The organism is Paractinoplanes deccanensis, assembly GCF_016862115.1.
Lineage (GTDB): Bacteria > Actinomycetota > Actinomycetes > Mycobacteriales > Micromonosporaceae > Actinoplanes > Actinoplanes deccanensis.
The window spans coordinates 75,700-97,070 of record NZ_BOMI01000117.1; the positions used below are offsets into that span (position 1 = coordinate 75,700).

A 21,371-nucleotide genomic window follows, 5' to 3' on the forward strand; every position below is an offset into this window, starting at 1 on the left:
CCGCGTCCGGTCCCTAGCGTTCCGGCCATGCGCGTCACGATGATTCTGCCAGCTCTGACCGAGGCGACCAGCCCGCTGTTCCGGCCGATCAAGTACTCGCTCTTCCCGCCCCTGGGGCTGGCGACGCTCGCGGCCTATCTCGGGCCGGACGACGACGTGCGGATCCTCGACGAGCACGTGCAGCGCCTCGACGGGATCGTGGACGACGACACGCCCGACCTGGTGGTCATCCAGGTCTACATCACGTCGGCGCGGCGGGCGTACGAGCTGGCCGACGCCTATCGGGCGCGCGGGGTGACCGTGGCGCTGGGCGGGCTGCACGTGACGTCGCTGCCGGAGGAGGCCGCCGCACACGCGGACGTGATCTTCATCGGGCCGGGCGAGGACACCTGGCCCTCGTTCCTGGCGGACTTCCGGCGAGGCTCGTACGCGTCGCGCTACGTCTCGTCGGAGCGGACGCTGGTGGGGCTGCCGCCGATCCGGCGCGACCTCATCCAGCGCGGCCGGTACCTCGTGCCGAACTCGATCGTCGTGACGCGCGGCTGCCCGCACCACTGCGACTTCTGCTACAAGGACGCGTTCTTCACCGGCGGCAAGTCGTTCTACACCCAGCTCGTGGACGACGCGCTCGCCGAGATCGACCGGCTGCCCGGACGGCACCTCTACTTCCTCGACGACCACCTGTTCGGCAACAAGCGGTTCGCGGCGTCGCTGTTCGACGGGATGCGCGGGATGGGCCGGGTCTGGCAGGCGGCGAGCACCGTGGATGCGATCCTGGCGCCCGACCTGCTCGAGAAGGCGGCGGCCGCCGGGCTGCGCAGCATGTTCGTCGGGCTCGAGACGATCAACGCGGGCAACCTGCCGGAGCAGCGCAAGCGGCAGAACGTGGGGCGCGACTACGGGGCGGTGGTGCGCCGCCTGCACGACGCCGGCGTGATGATCAACGCGAGCTTCGTCTTCGGCATGGACGGCGACGGGCCGGACGTCTTCGACCGTACCGTCGCGTGGGGCGTCGAGCACGGCCTGGAGACGGCGACGTTCCACATCATGACGCCGTACCCGGGAACGGCTCTGCACCGGCGCATGGCGAGCCGGATCCTGCACGAGGACTGGGACCTCTACGACACCCGCCACGTCGTGTACGAGCCGCGCGGCATGACGGCCGAGCAGCTCTCCGACGGCTACTGGCGCGCCTACCGCGACTTCTACCGCTGGGGCTCGATCTGGCGCGGCGCCTCCGGCAAGCCGGCCCGCGACCGGCTGCGGCACCTCGCGTACGCGGGTGGCTGGAAGAAGTTCGAGCCGCTCTGGGACGCGCTGATCCGATCCGGTCAGGTGCTGCGAGCCCTGCCACTTCTGGAGCGTGCCTTGTCGCTGCGAAGCCGGCAAGATCTACAGTCGCGGGTGTGACCCGACTGGCCCGCATCATCACCGAGATCTTCGCGCCCGCGGTGCTGGTCACCGTGCTGCTGCTGGTGGTGGGCCGCTGGTGGGGCGTGCCGGCGGCGGTCTTCACGGCCGGCATTCCCATGGCGTACGTCGTGCGGGGTGTCCGCCGCGGTGACTGGGCCGATCACCACATCCCCGAGCGGGCGCACCGGCGGGCCCCGTTGCTCTTCGGCATCGGCTCGGTGGCGGTGGGCCTGACCGCGCTGATCCTGCTCGGGGCGCCGCGCTCGCTGCTCGCCCTGATGATCGCGGGGGTGGCCGGGCTGCTCGTGTTCGGCGCGGTCACCGCCTACTGGAAGATGTCGATCCATGCCGGAGTGGCGGCCGGCACGGTCGCGGTGCTGGTGGCCGTCTACGGCCCGTGGGCACTGGTGAGCGTCCTGCTGCTGCCGCTGATCGGCTGGTCGCGGGTGCGGCTGACCGCGCACACGCCCGCGCAGGTCGTAGCCGGCACCCTGGTCGGCGCGCTCATCGCCGGCACGGTCTTCCCCGCGCTGCGGTGATCCATCAGCGACAATGAAGGTATGACGTATCCTCCGCCGCTGTATCACGGGGACAAGGGCGAGGTCAGCGCGACCTACCGCCCGGAAGGCACCGCCCCGGAGCTCGTCTATCCGAACGGCACCCGCGTGCACTACCTGTCGTCGGGTGCCTCGACCAACGGCCTGTTCGGCCTCTACCGCTGGGAATGCGGTCCCGGCGTCACCGGCCCCGACCCGCATTTCCACCACACGCTCGCCGAGTCGTTCTACATCCTCGACGGCGTCATGAGCATCTACGACGGCGAGCGCTGGATCGAGGCGTCACCCGGCGAGTACGTGCACGTCCCGCCGGGCGGCATCCACGCGTTCAAGAACCGCTCGGGCGCGCCGGTCAAGATGCTGCTGCACTTCGCGCCGGGCGCGCCCCGGGAGGGCTACTTCGAGGGGCTCGCCCACCTCGGCGAGATGACCGAGGAGGAGAAGGCCGCCTTCTACCTGGAGCACGACAACATCTGGCTGTAGCCGGTCAGTCGTCGTCCTCGTTGTCACCGCCGTCGTCATCGTCGTCGTCCCCGTCGCCGCCCGGGCAGCCCGACAGCGTGAGCACGGTGGCCACGCCACCCGCCGCCAGCAGCACCCGGCCGAAGAAGGCTCGCCGGCCGATCCGCTCTTCGTCGTCCATGGCCGCATTGTCGCAACCCGCGGGCCCGCCGTCACGAGGTCATCAGGAATCCGATGGCGGGCATCGCGGCGACTATTGGCCGGCCGATGGGTCGGCGGCCTAGCGTGGAGGCATGTCGAAGATCTTGTTCATCATGACCGGCGCCGACGCGTGGACGCTCAAGGACGGCTCGAAGCACCCGACCGGCTTCTGGGCCGAGGAGGCCGCCGTTCCCTACCAGGAGTTCAAGAAGGCGGGCCACGAGATCGTCGTCGCCACACCGGGCGGCGTGGTGTCGCCCGTCGACGAGGGCAGCCTCGCCGGGGAGAACGCGAAGTTCCGCGCGATCCTCGAGGCCGCGCCCGAGTTCCGCGACCCGATCGCGCTGGCCGACGTCGACCTGGCCGACTACGCCGCGGTCTACGTGCCGGGCGGGCACGGCCCGATGGAGGACCTCGCGGTCGACGCCCGCTCCGGCGAGCTGCTGGCCACGGCGCTGCGCGCCGGCACCCCGCTCGGCGTGGTCTGCCACGGCCCGGCCGCGCTGCTGGCCGCCGTCGACGCGGACGGCCGCAACGCGTTCGCGGGCTACCGGGTGACCGCGTTCACCAACGCCGAGGAGACCCAGGCGGGCAACGCCGACAAGGCGATCTGGCTGCTCGAGGACCGGCTGAACGAGGCCGGCGTCAAGGTGGAGGCCGGCGCGCCGTGGTCCTCCCACGTCGAGGTCGACCGCAACCTGGTCACCGGCCAGAACCCGCAGTCGTCCGAGGCGGTCGCGGAGGCCCTGCTCCGTCAGCTCTGAGCGCGGCGCTCGATCAGCACCGGGCAGTGCGCGTGGTGCAGCAGCTGGAGGCCGGTGGAGCCCATCAGCGCCCCGCCGACGGTGCTGTGCCCGTGGCTGCCGATCACCACGAGCTGTGCCTTGGCGGACGCGGTGACCAGAGCAGCGGCGGCGCTGTCGTGCGACAGCACGGTGTCGGCGTGTACCCGCGGATACCGGTCGAGCCACGGCGCGAGCTGCTCGGCGACCTGCTTGCGCTCGGCGTCGTCGTCCAGCGGCAGCGGGAGGGCCGCGGCCGGCACGCCGAGCCACAGCGGGACGGCCGGCAGGACCGCACGTACCACGGTCAGGCTGGTCTCCCGCGCGGCGGCGGCCTCGAAGGCGGCCTCCAGCATCTCGCCGGAGTCGTCCAGGCCGACCACCACCGGGCCCGCGGGGGCGGCGCGGCCGCGCACCACCACGACGGGGCACGGCGCCTGCAGGGCCATCCTGCGGCCGACCGAGCCGAGCAGCATCCCCGCGAACCCGCCGTGCCCGCGGCTGCCCACGACCAGCAGCGCCGCGCCTTCGGCGGCCTCCAGGAGCGTCGGTACGGCGTACCCGGGAAGCACGTCCGTCTCGATCGTGATGCCCGGCTCGACCTGCCGGGCCCGCTCGTGCGCGGCGGCGACAGTCGTCTCGGCGAGGTTGCGGGCCACGTCGGCGTATTCGCTGCCGAAGCTCGACTCGTGCACGTCCCAGTCGTATGCGAGGACGATCCGCAACGGGGCACCCCGCCGCCGTGCCTCGCCCGCCGCCCACTCGACCGCCGTGGTGCCGCAGGCCGTGCCGTCCGTGCCGACGACAACCGGTGCTTTGCTCATGATCGCAGTCCCTTCCGTCCCCTTGATCGTCGATCGCGGGACGGGAGCGCGGGCAGGGCCGTTGCGCACCTGGCGGCCGGGACTTAGGACCCTGTCGTGGCTCTCGCCCGCCGACGAGGCTCGGGGGTGGAGGTGTCGACGATGGTGGTCGGGGTGCTGGTCGTCCTGGTGGGCTTGATGCTCGGGGTGATGGTCTCGTGGTTCCGCGAGGAGCCCGCGCCGGATCCGGAGCCGCAACCCGTCGCCGAGCCGGAGAGCCTGGAGGGCGCCCTCGCCACTCAGCTGGCGGCGGGGGCGATCACCCGTGCGCAGTACGTGCGGGCCATGGAGTGGCTCGCCCTCCGCGAGGAGGAGCGCCACCCCATGGCGCCGCTAGAGGACGGCCTCGGCTAGCCGCTCGACCTCGTCCTCGTCGGCGGTGGCCGGCTGGAAGACCAGCTCGTCGACGCCGAGATCGGCGAACGCCTTGACCGCGGCGCGCGCGGCCTCGGCGCCGCCGGCGATGCTGCCCACGACGACCTCGCGATACTCCGCGGGCGCGGGGGAGTAGTAGTCCGCCACCCCGGCCCGGCCCCGCTCGATGTCGCCGAAGGCGAAGTAGGCGATCGCCGCCAGCCGCGGCGAGCCGTCACGGCCGGCCTCCGTCCAGGCCTTGCGCGCGTTGTCGAAGTTCTGCGCAAGGTACGCCGGTGCCGTGGCCGGGGCGATGTAGCCGTCACCCCAGGTCGCCATCCGGCGGTACGACGCCGGGCTGGTCCCACCGAAGATCATCGGTACGCGGCGCGCGCCGATCGGCACGGCGCCGTTCTCGCCGCCGCCCACCGGCTCGCCGTCCCAGACCGAGCGGTAGACCTCGAGGTCCGCGTCGATACGCTTGCCGAGCCCGCGCGGGCCGCGGCCCTCGACGACGAAATCGTCCGGCCGCAGGCCGATGCCGACGCCCATGGTGAGCCGCCCGCCGGAGACGCCGTCGATCGACGCGATCTCCTTGGCGAGCAGCACCGGCGGCCACACGGTGCCGAGCAGCACGTTGCTGAGCAGCCCGATCGTGGTGGTGGCGCCCGCGGCGGCGGCGAGCGCCACGGTGTCCATCACGCCGGGGTACGCGATGCGCCCGATCGTGCCGAGCGTCGCGAAGCCCGCCCGCTCGGCCCGGGCCGCGTACGACGGGATGATCGAGGCGTCGACGTCGCGGACGTGGTTCGGCAGTCCAATTCCGATCTTCATATCTGCGATGACGCGTCCCGGGCGCCGGGGTTCAGGCCCGTGATCCGGCCCACGCGGCGCCGCACATTTGCCGAATATTTACCGACACGGCGACTCTTCTGCGGCATCATCGCCGGGTGACGAACGGCGGTGCTCTGCGAGAGCTGGACGAGGTGGACCACGCGCTTCTCGAGGCCGTGCAGCGCGACGGCCGGGCGACCCTGTCCGATCTGGCCGCCACGATCCGGCTCGGCGTCTCCGCGACGCGAGCGCGGCTCCAGACCCTGGAGAGGCAGGGCATCATCACGTCGTACGCGGCACACATCGATCCCGAGCGGGTCGGCTACGCGCTGCGTGCCGTGGTGCGCATGAGGGTCAACGGCCCGCTCCTCGACAGCCAGGTCACGGCGGTGCTCGAGAAGCGGCCACAGATCGTGCGGTGCCTGCGGGTGACCGGCGAGTCCTGCTACATGATGGAGGTCGTCGCCACCGGCATGCGCGACCTCGAGGAGATCACCGACGACCTCGCCCAGATCGGCCCGATCACCACAGACCTGGTGTACGAGGTGGTCGCCGACAAGCCGACGCCGGTGCCCTAGCCCAGCCCTAGCCCTCCAGCCGGCGCGTGAGATCCTCCAGCTCGGCCAGGCGCTTCGCCGGGCTCAGGCGGGCCGCGACCGCGACCAGGATCAGCTCGGTGACGGCCACCTCGTGCGTGATGGGGTCGATCGGGCCGGCGGCCTCGCGCGGCAGCCGGACCAGCACGTCGGCCTCAGCCCGTTGCGTGTCAGTGATCAGGATCAGTCGTGCCCCGCGCTCTCGGGCGGCGGCGACGAAGCGTGCCGTCGCGGGGGAGTAGCGCCGGAAGTCGTACGCGACCACGACGTCACCGGCGCGCAGGTCCAGCAGCACCCGCGCGCGGGCCGGCGCCGCCGCGGGCGCGTGCCGCACGTTCGGTCGCAGGCTCGCCAGCTGCCTGACCAGGTATTCGGCGGCGATCTCGCTGAGCCGGCCACCGAGCGCCCACACGCTCCCGGCCGCCGCCAGCTCCCCGGCGATCTCTTGGAGCAGCTCGTCCGGTACGGCGGCGAGCGTGCCGTCGAGGCCCGCGCGCAGGCTCTCCGCGGCGCCGTCCAAACCGGACGGCTCGCTCACGAAGGCGCGCAGGCGGGAGCGGTCCTGAGCGCGCACGGCCGCCTGGAAGTCGGCGAAGCGCTCGAAGCCGAGCCTTGTCACCAGGCGCGACGCGGTCGGAGGGCTCACGCCCGCGCGATCGGCGAGGGACCGCAGGGAGCCCAGCGCCGCGTACGGGTAATCGTCGAGGATCACCCGCACGATCGCCTGCTCGCCGTGCGGCAGCTCCTGATAGATCTCGGTCAGCTTCTCGATCACAATGACAAACGTTACACGCCTTGCGCCCGACGAAACAAATGTTAGATTGCTGCCCATGACCCCTTGGCGTGGCTTGATCGACAGTCCGTACCGGCAGCACCTCCCCGTTCCCGCCTCGGCGCCGGCCGTCACGCTCCATGAGGGCAACACGCCGCTGCTGCACTCCGCGTATCTGTCCGACGTGACCCGCTGTGACGTGTGGCTGAAGGTCGAGGGCGCCAACCCGACCGGCTCCTTCAAGGACCGGGGCATGACCGTTGCCCTCACCCACGCCGCCGCCGACGGCGCCGAGCTGGTCCTCTGCGCGTCGACGGGCAACACGAGCGCGTCGGCAGCCGCCTACGCCGCCCGCGCGGGCATCGCGGCCGCCGTGCTGATCCCCGAGGCCGGCGTCGCCAAGGGCAAGCTCGGCCAGGCCGTCCGTTACGGCGCGCGCATCGTCGAGATCGCCGGCGGTTTCGACGACTGCCTGCGCATCGCGCGCGACCTCGCCGCGCACCACCCCGTCGCGCTGGTCAACTCGGTCGGCAACGAGCTGCGGCTGGCCGGCCAGCGCACCGTGGCGTACGAGATCGTCGACGTGCTCGGCGCGGCCCCCGACCTCCACTGCCTGCCGGTCGGCAACGGCGGCAACATCACCGCCACCTGGCAGGGCTACCGCGCCTACGCCGGGCCGTCCGGTCTGCCGCGGATCTGGGGCTTCCAGGCGTCGGGGGCCGATCCGTTCGTACGCGGGGAAGCCGTGGCCCGGCCGCGAACCGAGGCCAGTGCCATCCGCGTCGGCAGCCCCGCCACGTGGGAGCCGGCACTCGCCGCGCGCGACGAGTCGGGCGGCCTGATCGGCTCGGTCACCGACGATGAGATCTTCCAGGCGTACGGCCTGATCGCCCGCCACGACGGCGTCTTCGCCGAGCCCGCCTCGGCGGCCGGCGTCGCGGGCCTGCTGAAGCAGCATCGGGCCGGCGCCGTACCGCCGGGCCTGCGCATCGTGATCACGCTGAGCGGCAACGGGCTCAAGGACCCGGACGCCTCGCTGCGCGACGGCCTCGCGTCGGTCCACGCCGGCCCGGAGTCCGGGTCGGTGGCCCGGGAGCTCGGCCTCCGCTGAGTCGTGCCGCCGCCCCTCGCGGTCCCTTTCGCGCCTCCCGCCCTTTCTTGCGCCCGTCCTCCTCCCTCGCGGCCCGCCCCTCTTTCGCACCCTTCCCTGCCGCCCTCCCTTGCGGCTCGCCCCTCTTTCGCACCCTGCCCTGCCGCCCTCCCTTGCGGCTCGCCCCTTGATTTAAGGTCCGATGTGACCTTGGGTGGTCTGTGTGGAACCGATGCTGATCGATCGAAGCGTCCGCCGCGCCCGGGTCTCCGCGTCCCTCGTGTTCCTCGGGTTCGGGGCGGCGCTCGGGGTGTGGACGGCCCGGATCCCCGCGGTGAAGAGCAACCTGGGGCTCAGCGACGGCCGCCTCAGCATCGCGTTGCTGGCCTTCGCGGCCGGGTGCATCGCGGGCATGACCCTGATCGGCCGCCTGACCGACCGTTTCGGCAGCGCCCGCGTCCTCGTGCCGGCGATGCTGCTGGAGGGCGTCCTGCTGGTGCCGCCCGGCTTCGCCCCGGGGCTGGCCGCGCTGTCCGTCACGCTGTTCCTGTTCGGCGCCACGCACGGCACGCTCAACATCGCGATGAACGCGAACGCCCTGGAGGTCCAGCGCGCCGCGGGCCGCCCCATCATGTCGTCGTTCCACGCGGTCTACAGCATCGGCGGCTTCCTCGGCGCGGTGCTGGGCAGCTTCTTCGCCGGGATCGGTGCGGGGGTGGGGGTCAACCTGCTTGCGGTGGGGGCCTTGGTCGTGGGGCTTGCCGTTTGGTCAGCCTTCGGGATTCTCCGCCGGCAGCCCGCCGTTGCGGACTCCTTGACCACTTCTTCGCCGGCCGTCTCTTCGTCCGGTTCCTCGCCGGCCGGTCCATCTCCGGCGGCGTCATCCTCGCCTGCCGGTCTGTCCCCCGCAGCTTCCCTGTCCGCCGGGCGCCGTTCGCTGCTTCTCGTCTTCCTCGGCGTGCTGGTCCTCTGCACCCTCGTGGGCGAGGGCGCCGCCGCCGACTGGAGCGCCGTCTACCTGCGCGACAACCTCGGCACCAGCTCCTCCTTCGCCGCCTACGGCTACGCCGCCTTCGCCCTGATGATGACCGCCGGCCGCCTCGTCGGCGACCGCCTGGTCGCCGCGTGGGGACCCGTCCTGCTGGTACGCCTGAGCGGCCTCCTCGCCGCCACCGGCCTCGGCGCCGCCCTGCTCATCGACACCCCCGCCGCCGGCGTGATCGGTTTCGGCCTGCTCGGCGCCGGCCTCTCCTGCATCGCGCCGCAGGTCTTCACCGCCGCCGGCAACCTCGATCCGTCCCGCGCCGGCCAGGCCCTCTCCACCGTCGTGAGCATCGGCTACCTGGGTTTCCTGCTCGGCCCCATCCTGATCGGCGCGGCCGCCACCGTGGTCACGCTCCCGGTGGCCCTGGCCATCCCGGTGGTCCTGTCCCTCTTCGTGGCCCTGAGCGCCCCCGCCCTGCGCCCGAATTGATCGTGCGGATCGCGTTCCGTCGCGGGCTTGCGTCCGGCGGCGCGGGGCCTCATTGGGTGGCGCGGGGCCTGATTGGGCGGCGCGGGGCCTCATCGGGCGGCGCGGGGCCTCCGGCGGCGCGATGCCTCATCCGACGGCAGCCAAGAAGTCCGAGTAGAACAGGCCCAGGCCGATCGCCACGCAGGCGCCCGCCACGATCCAGAACCGGACCACGATGTTGACCTCGCTCCACCCGGCCAACTCGAAGTGGTGGTGCAACGGCACCATCCGGAAGACCCGTTTACCGGTGGTCCGGAACGAGACGATCTGGATCACCCAGGTCGTCGTGATGAGGACGAAGAGCCCGCCGATGATGATCGAGAGCAGCGTGGTGCGGGTGGCCACCGCGAGCCCGCCGATCAGCCCGCCGAGCCCGAGCGAGCCCACGTCCCCCATGAAGATCCGCGCCGGGGACGTGTTCCACCACAGGAAGCCCAGGCAGGCGGCGGCCGCCGCGGCCGCGATCATGGCGATCTCCAGCGGATCGCGGACCTGGTAGCAGTAGTCGTTCGCCCGCGCGTACGCCTCGTCCGCGCACCAGTGCCGGTACTGCCAGAAGCCGATCAGCGCGTACGCTCCCAGCACCAGGATCGACGCGCCGGTGGCCAGGCCGTCGAGGCCGTCGGTGAGGTTCACACCGTTCGACATCGCCGTGATCACGAAGACGAACACGAGCACCGACCCGACCTTGCCGACGTCCAGCCAGCTGATGTCGCGGATGAACGAGATGTGCTCGCTCGCCACCGTCTCACCGTTGGTGCTGGCCACATAGAGCGCCGCGATGCCGAACCCACTGCCGACGATCGCCTGCCCGAGCAGCTTGCCCTTGGCGGACAGCCCGTCGGAGTTGCGCCGGCGCACCTTGAGCAGATCGTCGAGGAACCCGACCACCCCGCAGAAGACGAACAGCCCGAGCAGCACCAGGGCCGTCATGGTCGGCCCTTCCTGCGCGATCTGCCGGTCGGGCAGCGTCGTCAGGGCGAAATGCCCCGCCACGTACGCGAAGACGGTCGCCACGATGAACGCGACGCCACCCATCGCCGGCGTGCCCTTCTTGGCCAGATGGCTGGCCGGCCCGATCGACCGAATAGGCTGGCCCGCCTTGAGCGCGGTGAACACCCGGATAGCCACCGGCGTCCCGAACAACGAGACAAGAAACGCGACCGCTGCCGCGACGATGACCGCCCTCACGCGCGCACCTCCCCAAGCCCGCAACTTCCCCCAACGCGGCCCCCACTGCGCCAAGGCGCGCCGGACCGGCCGGTGCCCACCGCCGCCATGCGCGCGCCCAGACCACGGACGCGGCTGCCCGTCGCTGCCCGAAGGCGTCGGACCTGGTCTTCGAACGGGCCGTCCTGCCGTCGTGCCGGTGCCTGACGGCCGCGGTTCCCGGACGGGCCGTTCTGCCGTCGTGCCGGTGCCGGTCGGACGTGGTCCTCGGACAGGCCGTCGTGCTTCCGCACCCGCGCGCGGCATGCCGATCCGAGCCGGCCGTGCGGGTCCGCCATCGCGGCTTCATTGATCACGGGACCCGAGCTTGCCACCCGGCAGCAAGAAGCGCCGTCCCGGGCGGGCAGCCATGCTCGCCGTTCGGCGCGTTGACGGAGGAATCCCGCGCGGCGTTCCTCGCACCAGCGCCCTACGGCACCTCTTTCAGCGCTGCGCGGGAAGCGTCCTCGTCGCCGAGCTGGTCGAAGACGTCGCCGGCTATGCGGCTGCCGATCAGGAGGCTGGAGGTGGCGGCGGGGGAGGGGGCGTTGAGGACGTGGACCGCCCGTTCGGTGCGCTGGATGACGAAGTCGTCGACCAGGGCGCCGTCGTGGGTGACGGCCTGGGCCCGGACGCCGCTGCCGTGCTTGCGCATGTCCTTGCCGCGGACGGTGGGGGCCATCTTGCGCACCTCGCGCACGAACAGCGGCCAGACCAGGGAACGGCTGATCTCGCTCACGCCGTACCTCCAGAAGCGTCTTGCCAGGCCGCGCAGGGCGGGGTCGGCCAGCAGCTCGCGCACCATCCTGGCGTCGACGTCGCGCCAGCGGTAGCCGTGCCGGGACAGCGCGGGCACGGCGTTGGGGCCGATGTGCACGGTGCCGTCGAGCATCGGGGTCACGTGCACGCCGAGGAACGGCAGCTCCGGGTCCGGCACCGGGTAGACCGGGTTGGTGACCAGGTTGCGCAGGCCGGGGCGCAGCTCCGCGTACTCGCCGCGGAACGGCATGATCCGCACCGGCGGGCGTTCGCCCAGTGCCTCGGCGATCTTGTCGCTGTGCAGGCCGGCGCAGTTGACGACGATCCGGGCGCTGACCTCGCCGTTGATCACCGTGCGCTCGCCGTGCGTGGTGAAAGTGCTGGCGGGGGTACGGAGGCGCAGGTCCGCGCCGAGCTCGGTCAACTCCGCCGCGAGCGTGCGGCACACCGCGCCGAAGTCGGTCATGGCGGTCTCGGCGACCCAGAGGGCGCCGACGCCGGCGATGTTCGGCTCGCGCTCGTTGATCTCGCGGCGGTCGAGGCGCTCGACGGTCACGCCGTTGGCCCGGCCCCGCTCGGCCAGCGCCTCCAGCCGCGGCAACTGCCGCTCGGCGGTCGCGACGACGAGCTTGCCGGTGCGCTTGACCGGTACGCCGTTCGCCTCGCAGTAGCCGATCATCGCCTCGCCGCCGGCGCGGGCCAGCCGGGCCTTGAGGCCGCCGGGCTTGTAGTAGAGCCCCGAGTGGATCACGTTGCTGTTGTGGCCCGACTGGTGGGCGCCCCAGCGGTCCTCGGCCTCGAGGACCGTGACGCTCAGGCCGGGCCGCTCGCGCAGCAGAGCCCGGGCCGTGGCGAGACCGAGCAGCCCGCCCCCGATGATCGCGACATCGACATTCACGCAGCGAATGTATACAGACGCTGCGGCTGTAGTAAATGTATACAGGCGCTGCGTCTGTACACGATATGATTCCGCGGTGAGTGCCGACCTGATCGCCGACCGCGTGCGCTCCGCCATCCGGCGCGGCGACCTGCTGCCCGGCGCGCGTCTCGTGCAGGAGAAGCTGGCCGCCGACCTCGCCGTGAGCCGCATCCCGCTGCGCGAGGCGCTGCACATGCTCGCCGCCGAGGGCCTGCTGGTGAGCACGCCCAACCGCGGCATGGTGGTCGCCGAGCTCGGCCGTGATCAGCTGGAGGAGCTGTTCGACCTGCGCCTGCAGCTCGAGCCCGGCCTCGCCGAGCAGATCGTGCGCGGCTGCCGCCCCCGCGACGCCGACGCGCTCGCCGACCTGGCCGAGCAGATCCACCTCAAGGGCGCCGACGCGGCGGCCAGAGCGGCGCTCAACTACCAGTTCCACGCACGCGTCTACGAGCTCGCCGACCGGCCGCTGACCACGCGTTTCGTCGACCAGTTGCTGCATCTCGTCGAGCCGTACAGCCGCCAGTGGGTCCGCTCCGGCCGCGACCTCCACCGCATCGACGCCGAGCACCGCCAGATGGTCGACGCCATCCGCGCCGGCAACGCCGACGCCCTCGCCCGCGTGATCGTCGCCCACATCCTGGGAGCCCGCGACCACGTGCTGGCCGCCCGCTGACCCTGCCGGGGTAGCATCGCCGCGTGAACAAGTACTGGCACGTCGTGTCCCCGCCGGTGCGCGCCTGACCGGGCGCACCCGCTGACGACCTGTTCCGCGGCCCCGCCGGTCCGAGCATCGGCCCCGGGTTCTTGTTCCGTGCGCCCGTATCGAATCCAGCCCTCATCCGGAATTCGACACGGAAGTTCACCATCTTGTCTGTCACGACGCGCCGTTCTCCTGACCTGACCCACCACCGCACCAGCCCATTGGCCGGTCCCGTCCCGGTCCTCGCCGCCGCGGTCCTCTGGGGCACCACCGGCACGGCCGGCTCCTTCGCCCCCGCATCCGCTCCCGCCGCGGCCATCGGCGCGGCCGGCCTCCTCCTCGGCGGCCTCCTGCTCTTCCTCACCAACCTCCGCCCGGCGATCCTGTCCCGGCGCTCGCCGATCGGCCGGCTGCTTCCGCGGCGGGAGTGGAGGCTGCTTCTGCTCGGGGCGGTCACCGTGGCGGGCTATCCGCTCAGCTTCTACCCGGCAGTGGCTCGCTCCGGTGTGGCGGTGGCTACCGTCATCACGCTCGGCAGCGCCCCTGTATTCGCCGGTCTGCTCGGCTGGCTGGTGCAGGGCCATCGGCCCACACGGCGGTGGACGATCGGCACCGTTGCCGCTGTCGCCGGGTGTTTCGCTCTCGTGCTGGGGCCCGAACTGGGCGGCGGGGCCGAGCCCGTCGACGTTCTCGGCGTGGGGCTGGCATTGATCGCGGGTCTGTCGTATGCGGCGTACACCATGGTGGGTGGCCATCTCATCGCCCGCGGCCACGCGTCGCGGACGGTGATGGGCTCGATGTTCGGCCTGGCGGCTCTGCTCGTCCTTCCGGCGCTGCTGGCCGGCGGCCCGCAGTGGGTGCTCACCGCGCGCGGTGCGACGGTGGCCGCCTATCTCGCGCTCGTGCCTACCTTCGCCGCATACATCCTGTTCGGCTACGGGCTCCGGCACACGACGGCCCAGACCGCCACGGTGCTGTCGCTGGCCGAGGCCGCGGTCGCGGCGCTGCTCGGGGTCGCCCTGCTGGGCGAGCGCCTGCCGGGCGTCTCGTGGGCGGGTTTGGTGGTTCTGGCCGGCGGCCTCGCCTTCCTCACCGTTCCCGCCCGGCCGCGCCCCGCGGGCTGACGGCTCTGCTCGGCCGACAGCCCCGGGGTGGCGCGTGGGCACAACAGCGCCCGCGGGTACCTACACGGTCCGGGACGGGTTTCTCCAGTCGAGCCAGTCGAAGTGGATGCTCAGGCGTGGTCTCGGCCCGCCGGGCGGGAGAGCTGGCTTCGGAGCGCCTACCGGTCCTGTGATGAGGCCGCGGAGCTCTGCCGCACCCGCAGGTCGGCCGGGAAGACGCAGCGCCAATGCGGTGCCAGCTGGCGCCGGACCATCGCTCGGGTCGCGGCGGCCGCCATGGCCTCGACCGGCTGGTGGACCGAGGACATCGGCGGGGTGGCGCACTCGGCTATGACGCTGTCGTCGAAGCCCACGACCGCGACGTCGGCCGGGATGCGCCTGCCCGCGTCGGCCAGGGCTTGCATGGCGCCGGTGGCCATCAGGTCGCAGCCGACGAAGACGGCGTCGATGTCGGGGTGCGTGGCCAGGAGCTGCTGGGTGAGCCGGTAGCCGTCCTCGCGGCGGAACTTGCCCGTCGCGGAGATGTCGGGCAGGCCGAACTCGCGTATCGCCCGGCTGTAGCCCTCGCGGCGGGCCTCGGCGCACGCGTTGCCGGCCTGGCCGTGCAGGGCGGCGATGGTGCGGCGGCCGGTCTCGTGCAGGTGGGCGACGGCCGCGCGGGCGCCCTCGGCGTTCTCCAAGCCTATGTACGGGACGCCGGGCGCCGACGGGCTCATCGCCACCACCTGGGCGCAGCGGTCGTGGAACTCGCTCGCCAGCGCCGGTGGCACGTTGATGAGCAGCACCCCGAGGGTCACCGCGTCGGCCATGCGGGCCGGCAGCGCTCGTGCGCCCGCCTCGTCGACCACGTGCACCCGCAGCTGGGCGTGGCCGCCGGCCAGCTCTTGCAGGATGCCCGCGGTGACCCGGCCGTAGTAGGGGCTCGTGCCGAAGATGGCCGGGTCGTCCACCACGACCAGCTCGATGACCTCGCCGTGCCCGGAGGCGAGCGCCCGCGCGACCGGGTCGGGCCGGAAGCCCAGGGCCTCGATGACGTGCCGTACGTGCTCGCGGGTCTGCGGCGCGACCCCGGGCGCGTCGTTGATGACCCGGGACACGGCCGCCTTGGACACCCCCGCCCGGCGGGCGACATCGGCCAGCGTCGGCCTGCTCTGCGCCATCAGGCCACTATAAAGCGGGCAGGCCACTATAAAGAGCACGTGCACACCGTCGAGCTCCTCCTCGATCCGGCGCTCGAGTCCGGCGTACGGCTGCTGTGGGATCGTCTGCGCGAAGCGGGCCTGCCCAGCCTGGCCACGCATGGGCACCCCACCAACCGCCCGCATCTCACCGTGGCCACGGCCCCGGCGCTGGACGGCCTTGCCCCGCTGGCGCTGCCGCTGGAGGCGACGCTCGGTCCGGTGCGGTTCCTGGGGCGCGCGGTGGTGCGCGAAGTGATGCCCACGAACGCCTTGCGGGACCTGCACGGCCGGGTCTGGGAGTCGCTGACCGGCGCGTGGCCCCCACCGGACGAGTGGCTCCCGCACGTCAGCCTGGCTTTACGCGTACGCCCGGAGCAGCACGACGCCGTGCGGCAGGCGCTGCGGGAGCCCGCCGAGGAGAGGGGCCACTTCGTCGCCGCGCGCAGCTACGACACGGCGACGCGTACGGTCACTTCGCTGCCGTGAGGCGGTGGCGGTCCGGCAGCATGTCGTCGATCGGCAGCGGCGCCGCCAGTTGAGCCGTCGCGGCGGTCGCGGGCACGCCCGCCCAGCGCCGCAGCATGGCCGTGGCCTCCGCGGCGTCGTCCGGGGCCAGCCGGGCGATGTTGGCGCCGTGGTTGGCGCCCGGTGCCACGTAGAGGGCCGAGTCGCGGCGGCTCGGAGCGAAGCGCTCGGCGCCCCACGGGTCGTTCTCGCCGTAGATGAAAAGCATGCGCTGGGCGGCCGTGCGCACCCACAGGTCGACGTCGATCATCGGCAGCGGGTTGTGCGGTCGGCGCAGCTCCACCGGCAGCGACGAGTTGGCGGTGTAGAGGCCCGGATAGTCGCGCAGGCCGCGCAGGTGCTCGAATCGCAGGCTGGGCCAGCCGAGCTGGGTGGCCGCCTGGTAGTAGTACGGCCAGTAGTACTCCAGCGCCTGGTCGGTGTAGAAGCTCCACCCGGCGACGCTGTCGATCCAGCCGTACAGCTGCTCGTCCGTCGCCGTGGCCGCCGTGGGCACCGTCGCGCAGTCGGCCTCCAGGCTGTACTGCCAGAACGCCCACACCGAGTCGAGGACGGTCATCTCGAACGAGCGGTCGGCCGTGCCGATGGTGCGGGTGAACGTCCAGCCGTTCTCGGCCGCGTCGGCCTCCAGTCGCGCGACGAGCCGGTCGCGGCGGCGCAGGGCCTCGGCCTGCACGTCGTCGAGTGCCGTACGGCAGGACGCCGTCCCCACCTTGTCGAAGAACCGGTCGTACGCCGTGTCGGCCGGGTTGACGGCGTCGTTGGGCGCCACGTACGCGACCACGCCGTCCACGTCGTGCGGGTAGAACCGTCGATGGTAGACGGACGTCATGCCGCCCTTGCTGCCGCCGGTCTGGATCCAGTTGCCGTCGTACACCGTCTTGAACGCCGTCACGATGCGGTGCTCGTCGGTGGCCTCCTGCCAGATGGTCAGGTCGGACCAGTCGGCGGGCGAGGGCCGCGACGGCGTGAAGAAGCGGTGCTCGACCGACACCTGGTTGGCGTTGAGCAGCGCCGCCGGCTCGGTCTGCGACGGCCGCGGGTTCGCCGCCAGGCCGTACCCGTTCGTGAAGAGCACCACGGGGCCGTCGCTCGACCGGTGCAGCAGGGTGAGGCGCTGCTCGAAGCTGCCCTGCCCGGGGTGGCGGTGGTCGGCCGGCTGCCGGTACGTCATCACGAAGAACCGGTAGCCGGTGCCCTGCGTCTGTGAGACGACGGTCAGCCCGGGGATCGCCGTGAGCCGTTCCAGCAGCGGGTCCTCGGCCGCGCGCGCCACGGCGGCGGGGGAGAGGACGATCAGCAGGGACGCGAGGGCAGCCACGATGCGATGTCTCACGCGACCGACCATATCGACGGGCCGCGATATGCAACAGGCCCTGTCCGGTATTGTCCCGTGATCGTGGAGTGGCGCCGGGACTTCCAGCGGCGGTGGGCCGCCTACGCCGCCGGCGAGTTCGGCAGCGCGTTCGGCTACGCGGCCCTGCCGATCGTCGCGGTGCTCGTGCTCGGCGCGTCGGACTTCCAGGTCTCCCTGCTGACGGTGCTCGCCGGTGTGGTCAGTGCCGTGGTGGCGCTCCCGCTCGGGCCCTTCATCGAGCATCGGCGCAAGCTTCCGGTGATGGTGACGGCCGATCTCGTACGGGTGGCAGCGGTCGGATCGGTGCCGGTGGCCGCCCTGTTCGGCGTCCTCACGTACGCGCAGCTCTGCGCCGTCGCGGTGGTGCAGATGGCCGCGAGGCTCGCCTTCGACGCGGCCGGCGTCGCCCAGCTGCGCTCGCTGGTGCCGCAGGCGCACCGCGCCGAGGCGAACGGCCGCTTCGAGACGACACTGTGGACGGCCAACGCCGTCGGGCCGGCCGCGGGCGGCGTGGTGGTCTCGTGGCTGGGCGCGACGGCCACGATGGCGCTCGACGCGCTCAGCTTCCTCGTCTCGGCGCTCACCCTGCGCGGCATGCGGGTGCCGGAGCCCGAGCCGCCGAAGCACGCCGCCGAGCACCGCTGGCTGCGCGACCTCACCGAGGGCTGGCGCCACATCCTCGCCGACCGGGGTCTGGCCGCGCTGTTCGGCAACTCGCTGGTCTTCGGCGGCTGCATCATGGCCGCCTCGCCGCTGCTGACCGTGCTGGTGCTGCGCGACCTCGGCTTCGCGCCCTGGCAGTACGGGCTGGTCATCGGCGTGGCGAGCGTGGCCGGCATCCTCGGCTCGCTGCTGGTGAAGCCGCTCACCCGGCGCCTCGGCCCATCGCGGATGCTGCTGGCCGCCGGCGTCGGCCGCAACCTGTGGCTGGGCCTGCTCCCGCTGGCGACGCCGTCCACGGCCGGGCTGGTGCTGATCCTGGCGTCCGAGATCCTGCTGGTGTTCTTCGCCGGCATGTTCAGCCCGACCTTCGCGACCTACCGGATGAACGCCACCGGCGACGCACACATGTCGCGGGTGGTGATGGCGTGGTCGATCACCAACAGGGTGGTGCAGCCCCTGTTCATCGCGGCCGCGGGCGCCCTGGCCGCCGTCACCTCGGCGCGCACGGCGCTGGCCGTGCTCGCGCTGATCCTGCTCGCCGGCATCGCCCTGCTGCCGTGGGGCAGCCGGCTGCCGAGCCGGGCGCCGGCGCCTCGCTGATCCACTTCCGGTGGACGGCGCTTTCCGTGTTTTCGGATCTTGTGGTCCAGTAGGTGGCGTGCACGCGCTGCGTTGGTTGCTCACGTCGGCCGCCGCCTCCGCGGCGTTCGCGCTGGCGTGGCTGCTCTGCGACGCCAAGGCACAGCTCGACACGCAGTCGGCGGTCGGCGTGGCCACGGTGGCGGCGACCCTGGTGGCCGCCCCGCTGGGCTGGTGGGCGACGCGGGACGCGGCACGGGCCGCCGATCCGGCCACTCCGGTGCCCGTCCCCGGACGGGGCTTGCCGAGCCTGCGCGTGCGGCGTGCCTACCTGCGCTTCGCGGTGGCGCGCAACTACGACGTCGACGTGCGCGGCCTCGGCACGCACGGGCCGTTCTCGCTCGACATCCAGAGCATCTTCGTCGACGTCGGCCTGGTCTTCGTCCCGGCGCACGCGGCGACCGCCGGCCTACTCGGCCCGATCGAGAGCCTGCCGCTGCAGGTGACCAGCCGCGGCCCGGTCTGGGACTACCTGGACCGCTGGCCGCCGCGCACGCTCGTGATCGTCGGGCCGCCCGGCAGCGGCAAGACGACCCTGCTCAAGCACCTCACCCTCAAGCTGGCCTCCCGGCGGGCCCAGGAGGCGGGCCCGGCGCGGCGCAAGATCCCGTTCCTGCTCCTGCTGCGCGACAGCGTGCATCGCATCGTGGGGACCGACGACGCGCCGCTCGCCGAGGTGGTCGCCGAGTCGCTGCCCAAACAGGTGCGCCCGGGCACGGCGTGGATCGAGCGGCAGCTGCGCAAGGGCAACTGCCTGGTGATGCTGGACGGCCTCGACGAGGTCGCCGACCCCGAGCACCGCAAGGTCCTGGTCGAGTGGCTCCAGGCGCAGATCGCGCAGTACGGCGCCAACGGGTTCATCGCCACCTCACGGCCCTCGGGCTACCTCGCGAATCCGCTGCCCTCCGCCGACGTCGTCCAGATCCGGCCGTTCACCGACCGCCAGATCGAGACCTTCCTGCGCCGGTGGTATTTGGCCACCGAGGTCCGGCGCACCGGCCGGCGGGACGAGGTGGTGCTGAGCGACGCCGAGGACCGCGCACAGGACCTGCTGCGGCGGCTGCGCAACGCGCCGCTGCTCTACGACCTCGGCGCCAACCCGCTGCTGCTCACCATGATCGCCCACGTGCACAACTACCGCGGGGTGCTCCCGGGCGGGCGCGCCGAGCTCTACCGCGAGATCTTCCAGGTCTTCCTGGGCCAGCGGCAGGAGGCCAAGGGCCTGCACAACCACCTCACGTACGTGCAGCGTGAGGCCGTGCTGCGCCACCTGGCGCTGGAGATGATGCACCGCCGCCTGCGCGACGTCTCGCTCGCCGAGGCGGCGACGATCATCTCGGAGCAACTGGCCCGGGTGGCGCCCAGCGAGAGCGCGGAGGCCTTCCTCGTCGACACCGAGCAGGGCAGCGGCCTGATCCTCCAGCGCGAGGACGGCACCTTCTCGTTCGCCCACCTGACCTTCCAGGAGTTCCTGGCGGCCGCCCGGATCCGCGAGAAGGGCCTGGTCGACACCCTGCTCGAGAGGGTCTCCGACCCGTGGTGGCGCGAGGTGATCCTGCTCTACTGCGCCCAGGCCGACGCCGGGCCGATCGTGGCGGCCTGCCTGACCCAGTCCACCTCCTCGCGCACGCTGCTGCTGGCGCTCGACAGCGCCGAGATCGCCCGGGAGCTCGACCCGGAGATCCGCGAGCGGCTGACGCGCACCATGTCGGACGAGTCGCGCTCGGACGATCCCGACCGCGCCCAGGTGATCGGCGAGATCCTGCTGGGCCGGCGGGTCCGCCGCGTCCACCCCGGCCCGGACGGCATGGTGGTCACGGAGCCGATCACGAACGCCGAGTATGCGCTGTTCGTGCGCTCGGAAATCGTCTACGGCCGCGACCGGCGCCCCCTGCACTGGGCCGGCCAGCTGCTCGACTCGGCCGCGGCGATGCCGGTCAACGGGGTCACCGACCAGGACGCGCAGGCGTTCGGCGTGTGGCTCAGCTTCAGCGAGGGCTGGACGTACGAGCCGGTGACGCCCTCCGGCGCGGGCGGCGGCGAGCTGGACCGCTCGGACATCGCGGTGCTGAAGCGGTGGGCGAGCCTGGTCGACTGGGCGGCCCTACGGCGCTTCGCACCCTTCGAAGTCGTCCACGCGTCCGCCTTCCTCCACGAGATCGCCCGGTCACCGGAGCTGGCCGGACGCAAGAAGGACGAGGTGGAGTCGGCCTGGCTCGAGCTGCGGTCGGCCTTCGCCACCCACGAGCGCGACGATTCGCGCATCGGTGCGGTCGGCCTCTACGGCAACGCGTGGACGGCCACCCGGTTGCTGCGCGCGCTGACGCTGGCGTACGCGGAAGGGGAGTTCGTCGCCCTCAAGATGTGGCAGCTGGAGGTCGTCGACCGGCTCTTCGCCGACGACGAGGTCGAGGAGACGCCGATCAGCGCCAGCCTGGAGACCGGCGACGGCCAGCTGCTGGTCGGCTCGCCGCCGTCGGACATCGCCCAGCAGATCACCCTGCTGAGCCGCAACGTGCAGGACTACCGGGCGCGGTTCCACGCCGAGGTCTCCGCGCAGATGGAGGGCAAGGTTTGGAGCAACCGGGCCACCACCATGGCCAAGCGGCTCTCTCGCGCCTGGGAGGAGTGGCACCGCCTCGGCCAGCGCGACGTGGAGATCCTGCACGACTGCCGGGCCGCCGCGCTTTCCATCATCTCCTCGGTGCCCCGCAACCGGAACACCGACGAGCCCATCATGCAACAGGCCACGACGTTGCTGGAGGAGTTCATCCTCCTCGAATGGCAGGCACGGGGGCTGCTCCGCGCCGGCCCGGAGCTGTGGCTGCGCAAGTCCTGACTGTCATGGGCCCCAGGTG

The 21,371-nt window shown here is 72.3% G+C and carries 21 protein-coding genes; 13 read left to right on the plus strand and 8 right to left on the minus strand.

The annotated features are described in order from the left end of the window. Positions 1 to 27: 27 nt before the first annotated feature. The 3 genes from Ade02nite_RS29835 to Ade02nite_RS29845 are packed head-to-tail and all read left to right on the plus strand — an operon-like array spanning position 28 to position 2,453. Positions 28 to 1,410, plus strand: coding sequence for a B12-binding domain-containing radical SAM protein (locus Ade02nite_RS29835; RefSeq protein ID WP_203771171.1), 1,383 nt, complete (start codon positions 28 to 30; stop codon positions 1,408 to 1,410). Next, positions 1,407 to 1,952: a phosphatase PAP2 family protein gene (locus tag Ade02nite_RS29840; protein WP_203771173.1), complete on the plus strand. Its 546-nt coding sequence runs from the start codon at positions 1,407 to 1,409 to the stop codon at positions 1,950 to 1,952. The genes Ade02nite_RS29835 and Ade02nite_RS29840 overlap by 4 nt, the downstream gene beginning before the upstream one ends. A gap of 21 nt (positions 1,953 to 1,973) precedes the next feature. Beyond that, positions 1,974 to 2,453 (plus strand): cupin domain-containing protein, encoded by a 480-nt coding sequence (locus Ade02nite_RS29845; protein ID WP_203771175.1) that lies wholly within the window; start codon positions 1,974 to 1,976, stop codon positions 2,451 to 2,453. A 4-nt stretch (positions 2,454 to 2,457) separates the two neighbouring features. On the opposite strand, the gene Ade02nite_RS29850 is transcribed toward Ade02nite_RS29845, so the two are convergent. After that, the gene (locus Ade02nite_RS29850; RefSeq protein ID WP_203771177.1) at positions 2,458 to 2,613 is read right to left on the minus strand and encodes a hypothetical protein; all 156 of its coding nucleotides are present in this window, start codon (positions 2,611 to 2,613) and stop codon (positions 2,458 to 2,460) included. A gap of 112 nt (positions 2,614 to 2,725) precedes the next feature. Between Ade02nite_RS29850 and Ade02nite_RS29855 the strand changes: the two genes are divergently transcribed. Further along, positions 2,726 to 3,397, plus strand: a complete 672-nt coding sequence (locus Ade02nite_RS29855) for a type 1 glutamine amidotransferase domain-containing protein (RefSeq protein ID WP_203771179.1) — start codon at positions 2,726 to 2,728, stop codon at positions 3,395 to 3,397. Here the strand turns inward: Ade02nite_RS29855 and Ade02nite_RS29860 are convergent. Beyond that, on the minus strand, positions 3,388 to 4,239 hold the full coding sequence (locus Ade02nite_RS29860; protein ID WP_203771181.1) for a universal stress protein: 852 nt from the start codon (positions 4,237 to 4,239) through the stop codon (positions 3,388 to 3,390). The genes Ade02nite_RS29855 and Ade02nite_RS29860 overlap by 10 nt on opposite strands. A 96-nt stretch (positions 4,240 to 4,335) precedes the next feature. Between Ade02nite_RS29860 and Ade02nite_RS29865 the strand changes: the two genes are divergently transcribed. Further along, positions 4,336 to 4,632 (plus strand): hypothetical protein, encoded by a 297-nt coding sequence (locus Ade02nite_RS29865; RefSeq protein ID WP_203771182.1) that lies wholly within the window; start codon positions 4,336 to 4,338, stop codon positions 4,630 to 4,632. On the opposite strand, the gene Ade02nite_RS29870 is transcribed toward Ade02nite_RS29865, so the two are convergent. After that, positions 4,612 to 5,466, minus strand: a complete 855-nt coding sequence (locus Ade02nite_RS29870) for an LLM class flavin-dependent oxidoreductase (protein ID WP_203771184.1) — start codon at positions 5,464 to 5,466, stop codon at positions 4,612 to 4,614. The genes Ade02nite_RS29865 and Ade02nite_RS29870 overlap by 21 nt on opposite strands. A gap of 116 nt (positions 5,467 to 5,582) precedes the next feature. Here Ade02nite_RS29870 and Ade02nite_RS29875 point away from each other — a divergent pair, with 116 nt between their 5' ends. Further along, complete coding sequence (locus Ade02nite_RS29875) at positions 5,583 to 6,044, plus strand: Lrp/AsnC family transcriptional regulator (RefSeq protein ID WP_203771186.1); 462 nt, start codon at positions 5,583 to 5,585, stop codon at positions 6,042 to 6,044. A gap of 7 nt (positions 6,045 to 6,051) precedes the next feature. Here Ade02nite_RS29875 and Ade02nite_RS29880 read toward each other — a convergent pair whose 3' ends face one another. Continuing rightward, entirely contained in the window at positions 6,052 to 6,837 is a 786-nt protein-coding gene (locus Ade02nite_RS29880; protein WP_203771188.1) for a MurR/RpiR family transcriptional regulator, read from the minus strand. A 55-nt stretch (positions 6,838 to 6,892) separates the two neighbouring features. Between Ade02nite_RS29880 and thrC the strand changes: the two genes are divergently transcribed. Beyond that, a complete protein-coding gene (gene thrC / locus Ade02nite_RS29885; RefSeq protein ID WP_203771190.1) occupies positions 6,893 to 7,945 on the plus strand; it encodes a threonine synthase in 1,053 nt (350 codons plus the stop codon). Positions 7,946 to 8,156: 211 nt separating this feature from the next. Beyond that, positions 8,157 to 9,398: an MFS transporter gene (locus Ade02nite_RS29890; RefSeq protein WP_203771192.1), complete on the plus strand. Its 1,242-nt coding sequence runs from the start codon at positions 8,157 to 8,159 to the stop codon at positions 9,396 to 9,398. A gap of 126 nt (positions 9,399 to 9,524) precedes the next feature. Here the strand turns inward: Ade02nite_RS29890 and mraY are convergent, their stop codons facing one another. Continuing rightward, a complete protein-coding gene (mraY, locus tag Ade02nite_RS29895; RefSeq protein ID WP_203771194.1) occupies positions 9,525 to 10,628 on the minus strand; it encodes a phospho-N-acetylmuramoyl-pentapeptide-transferase in 1,104 nt (367 codons plus the stop codon). A gap of 448 nt (positions 10,629 to 11,076) precedes the next feature. After that, complete coding sequence (lhgD, locus tag Ade02nite_RS29900; protein WP_239169165.1) at positions 11,077 to 12,303, minus strand: L-2-hydroxyglutarate dehydrogenase; 1,227 nt, start codon at positions 12,301 to 12,303, stop codon at positions 11,077 to 11,079. Positions 12,304 to 12,379: 76 nt separating this feature from the next. On the opposite strand from lhgD, the gene Ade02nite_RS29905 reads away from it, so the two are divergent. Both Ade02nite_RS29905 and Ade02nite_RS29910 read left to right on the plus strand, forming a co-directional pair. Then, complete coding sequence (locus Ade02nite_RS29905; RefSeq protein WP_203771198.1) at positions 12,380 to 12,997, plus strand: GntR family transcriptional regulator; 618 nt, start codon at positions 12,380 to 12,382, stop codon at positions 12,995 to 12,997. A gap of 194 nt (positions 12,998 to 13,191) precedes the next feature. Further along, positions 13,192 to 14,148 (plus strand): DMT family transporter, encoded by a 957-nt coding sequence (locus Ade02nite_RS29910; RefSeq protein WP_203771200.1) that lies wholly within the window; start codon positions 13,192 to 13,194, stop codon positions 14,146 to 14,148. A 158-nt stretch (positions 14,149 to 14,306) separates the two neighbouring features. Here the strand turns inward: Ade02nite_RS29910 and Ade02nite_RS29915 are convergent, their stop codons facing one another. Continuing rightward, on the minus strand, positions 14,307 to 15,308 hold the full coding sequence (locus Ade02nite_RS29915; protein WP_203771202.1) for a LacI family DNA-binding transcriptional regulator: 1,002 nt from the start codon (positions 15,306 to 15,308) through the stop codon (positions 14,307 to 14,309). Positions 15,309 to 15,347: 39 nt separating this feature from the next. On the opposite strand from Ade02nite_RS29915, the gene Ade02nite_RS29920 reads away from it, so the two are divergent. Then, positions 15,348 to 15,815, plus strand: a complete 468-nt coding sequence (locus Ade02nite_RS29920; RefSeq protein WP_203771204.1) for a 2'-5' RNA ligase family protein — start codon at positions 15,348 to 15,350, stop codon at positions 15,813 to 15,815. Here Ade02nite_RS29920 and Ade02nite_RS29925 read toward each other — a convergent pair. Then, entirely contained in the window at positions 15,799 to 17,190 is a 1,392-nt protein-coding gene (locus Ade02nite_RS29925; RefSeq protein ID WP_203771206.1) for a S28 family serine protease, read from the minus strand. The genes Ade02nite_RS29920 and Ade02nite_RS29925 overlap by 17 nt on opposite strands. A 63-nt stretch (positions 17,191 to 17,253) precedes the next feature. Here Ade02nite_RS29925 and Ade02nite_RS29930 point away from each other — a divergent pair, with 63 nt between their 5' ends. Continuing rightward, positions 17,254 to 18,474 carry an MFS transporter gene (locus tag Ade02nite_RS29930; RefSeq protein WP_239169166.1) on the plus strand — a complete coding sequence of 407 codons (1,221 nt, stop codon included), beginning with the start codon at positions 17,254 to 17,256 and terminating at the stop codon, positions 18,472 to 18,474. A 58-nt stretch (positions 18,475 to 18,532) separates the two neighbouring features. Beyond that, entirely contained in the window at positions 18,533 to 21,352 is a 2,820-nt protein-coding gene (locus Ade02nite_RS29935; RefSeq protein ID WP_203771210.1) for an NACHT domain-containing protein, read from the plus strand. Positions 21,353 to 21,371 lie beyond the last annotated feature (19 nt).

What these genes read in the sequence shown, in the direction of transcription:
- Ade02nite_RS29870 (WP_203771184.1), bottom strand. Translation starts at nt 5,466, where the DNA reads ATGAAGATCGGAATTGGACTGCCGAACCACGTCCGCGACGTCGACGCC.
- Ade02nite_RS29835 (WP_203771171.1), top strand. Translation starts at nt 28, where the DNA reads ATGCGCGTCACGATGATTCTGCCAGCTCTGACCGAGGCGACCAGCCCG.
- Ade02nite_RS29855 (WP_203771179.1), top strand. Translation starts at nt 2,726, where the DNA reads ATGTCGAAGATCTTGTTCATCATGACCGGCGCCGACGCGTGGACGCTC.
- Ade02nite_RS29850 (WP_203771177.1), bottom strand. Translation starts at nt 2,613, where the DNA reads ATGGACGACGAAGAGCGGATCGGCCGGCGAGCCTTCTTCGGCCGGGTG.
- Ade02nite_RS29915 (WP_203771202.1), bottom strand. Translation starts at nt 15,308, where the DNA reads ATGGCGCAGAGCAGGCCGACGCTGGCCGATGTCGCCCGCCGGGCGGGG.
- thrC (WP_203771190.1), top strand. Translation starts at nt 6,893, where the DNA reads ATGACCCCTTGGCGTGGCTTGATCGACAGTCCGTACCGGCAGCACCTC.
- Ade02nite_RS29890 (WP_203771192.1), top strand. Translation starts at nt 8,157, where the DNA reads ATGCTGATCGATCGAAGCGTCCGCCGCGCCCGGGTCTCCGCGTCCCTC.
- Ade02nite_RS29860 (WP_203771181.1), bottom strand. Translation starts at nt 4,239, where the DNA reads ATGAGCAAAGCACCGGTTGTCGTCGGCACGGACGGCACGGCCTGCGGC.
- Ade02nite_RS29845 (WP_203771175.1), top strand. Translation starts at nt 1,974, where the DNA reads ATGACGTATCCTCCGCCGCTGTATCACGGGGACAAGGGCGAGGTCAGC.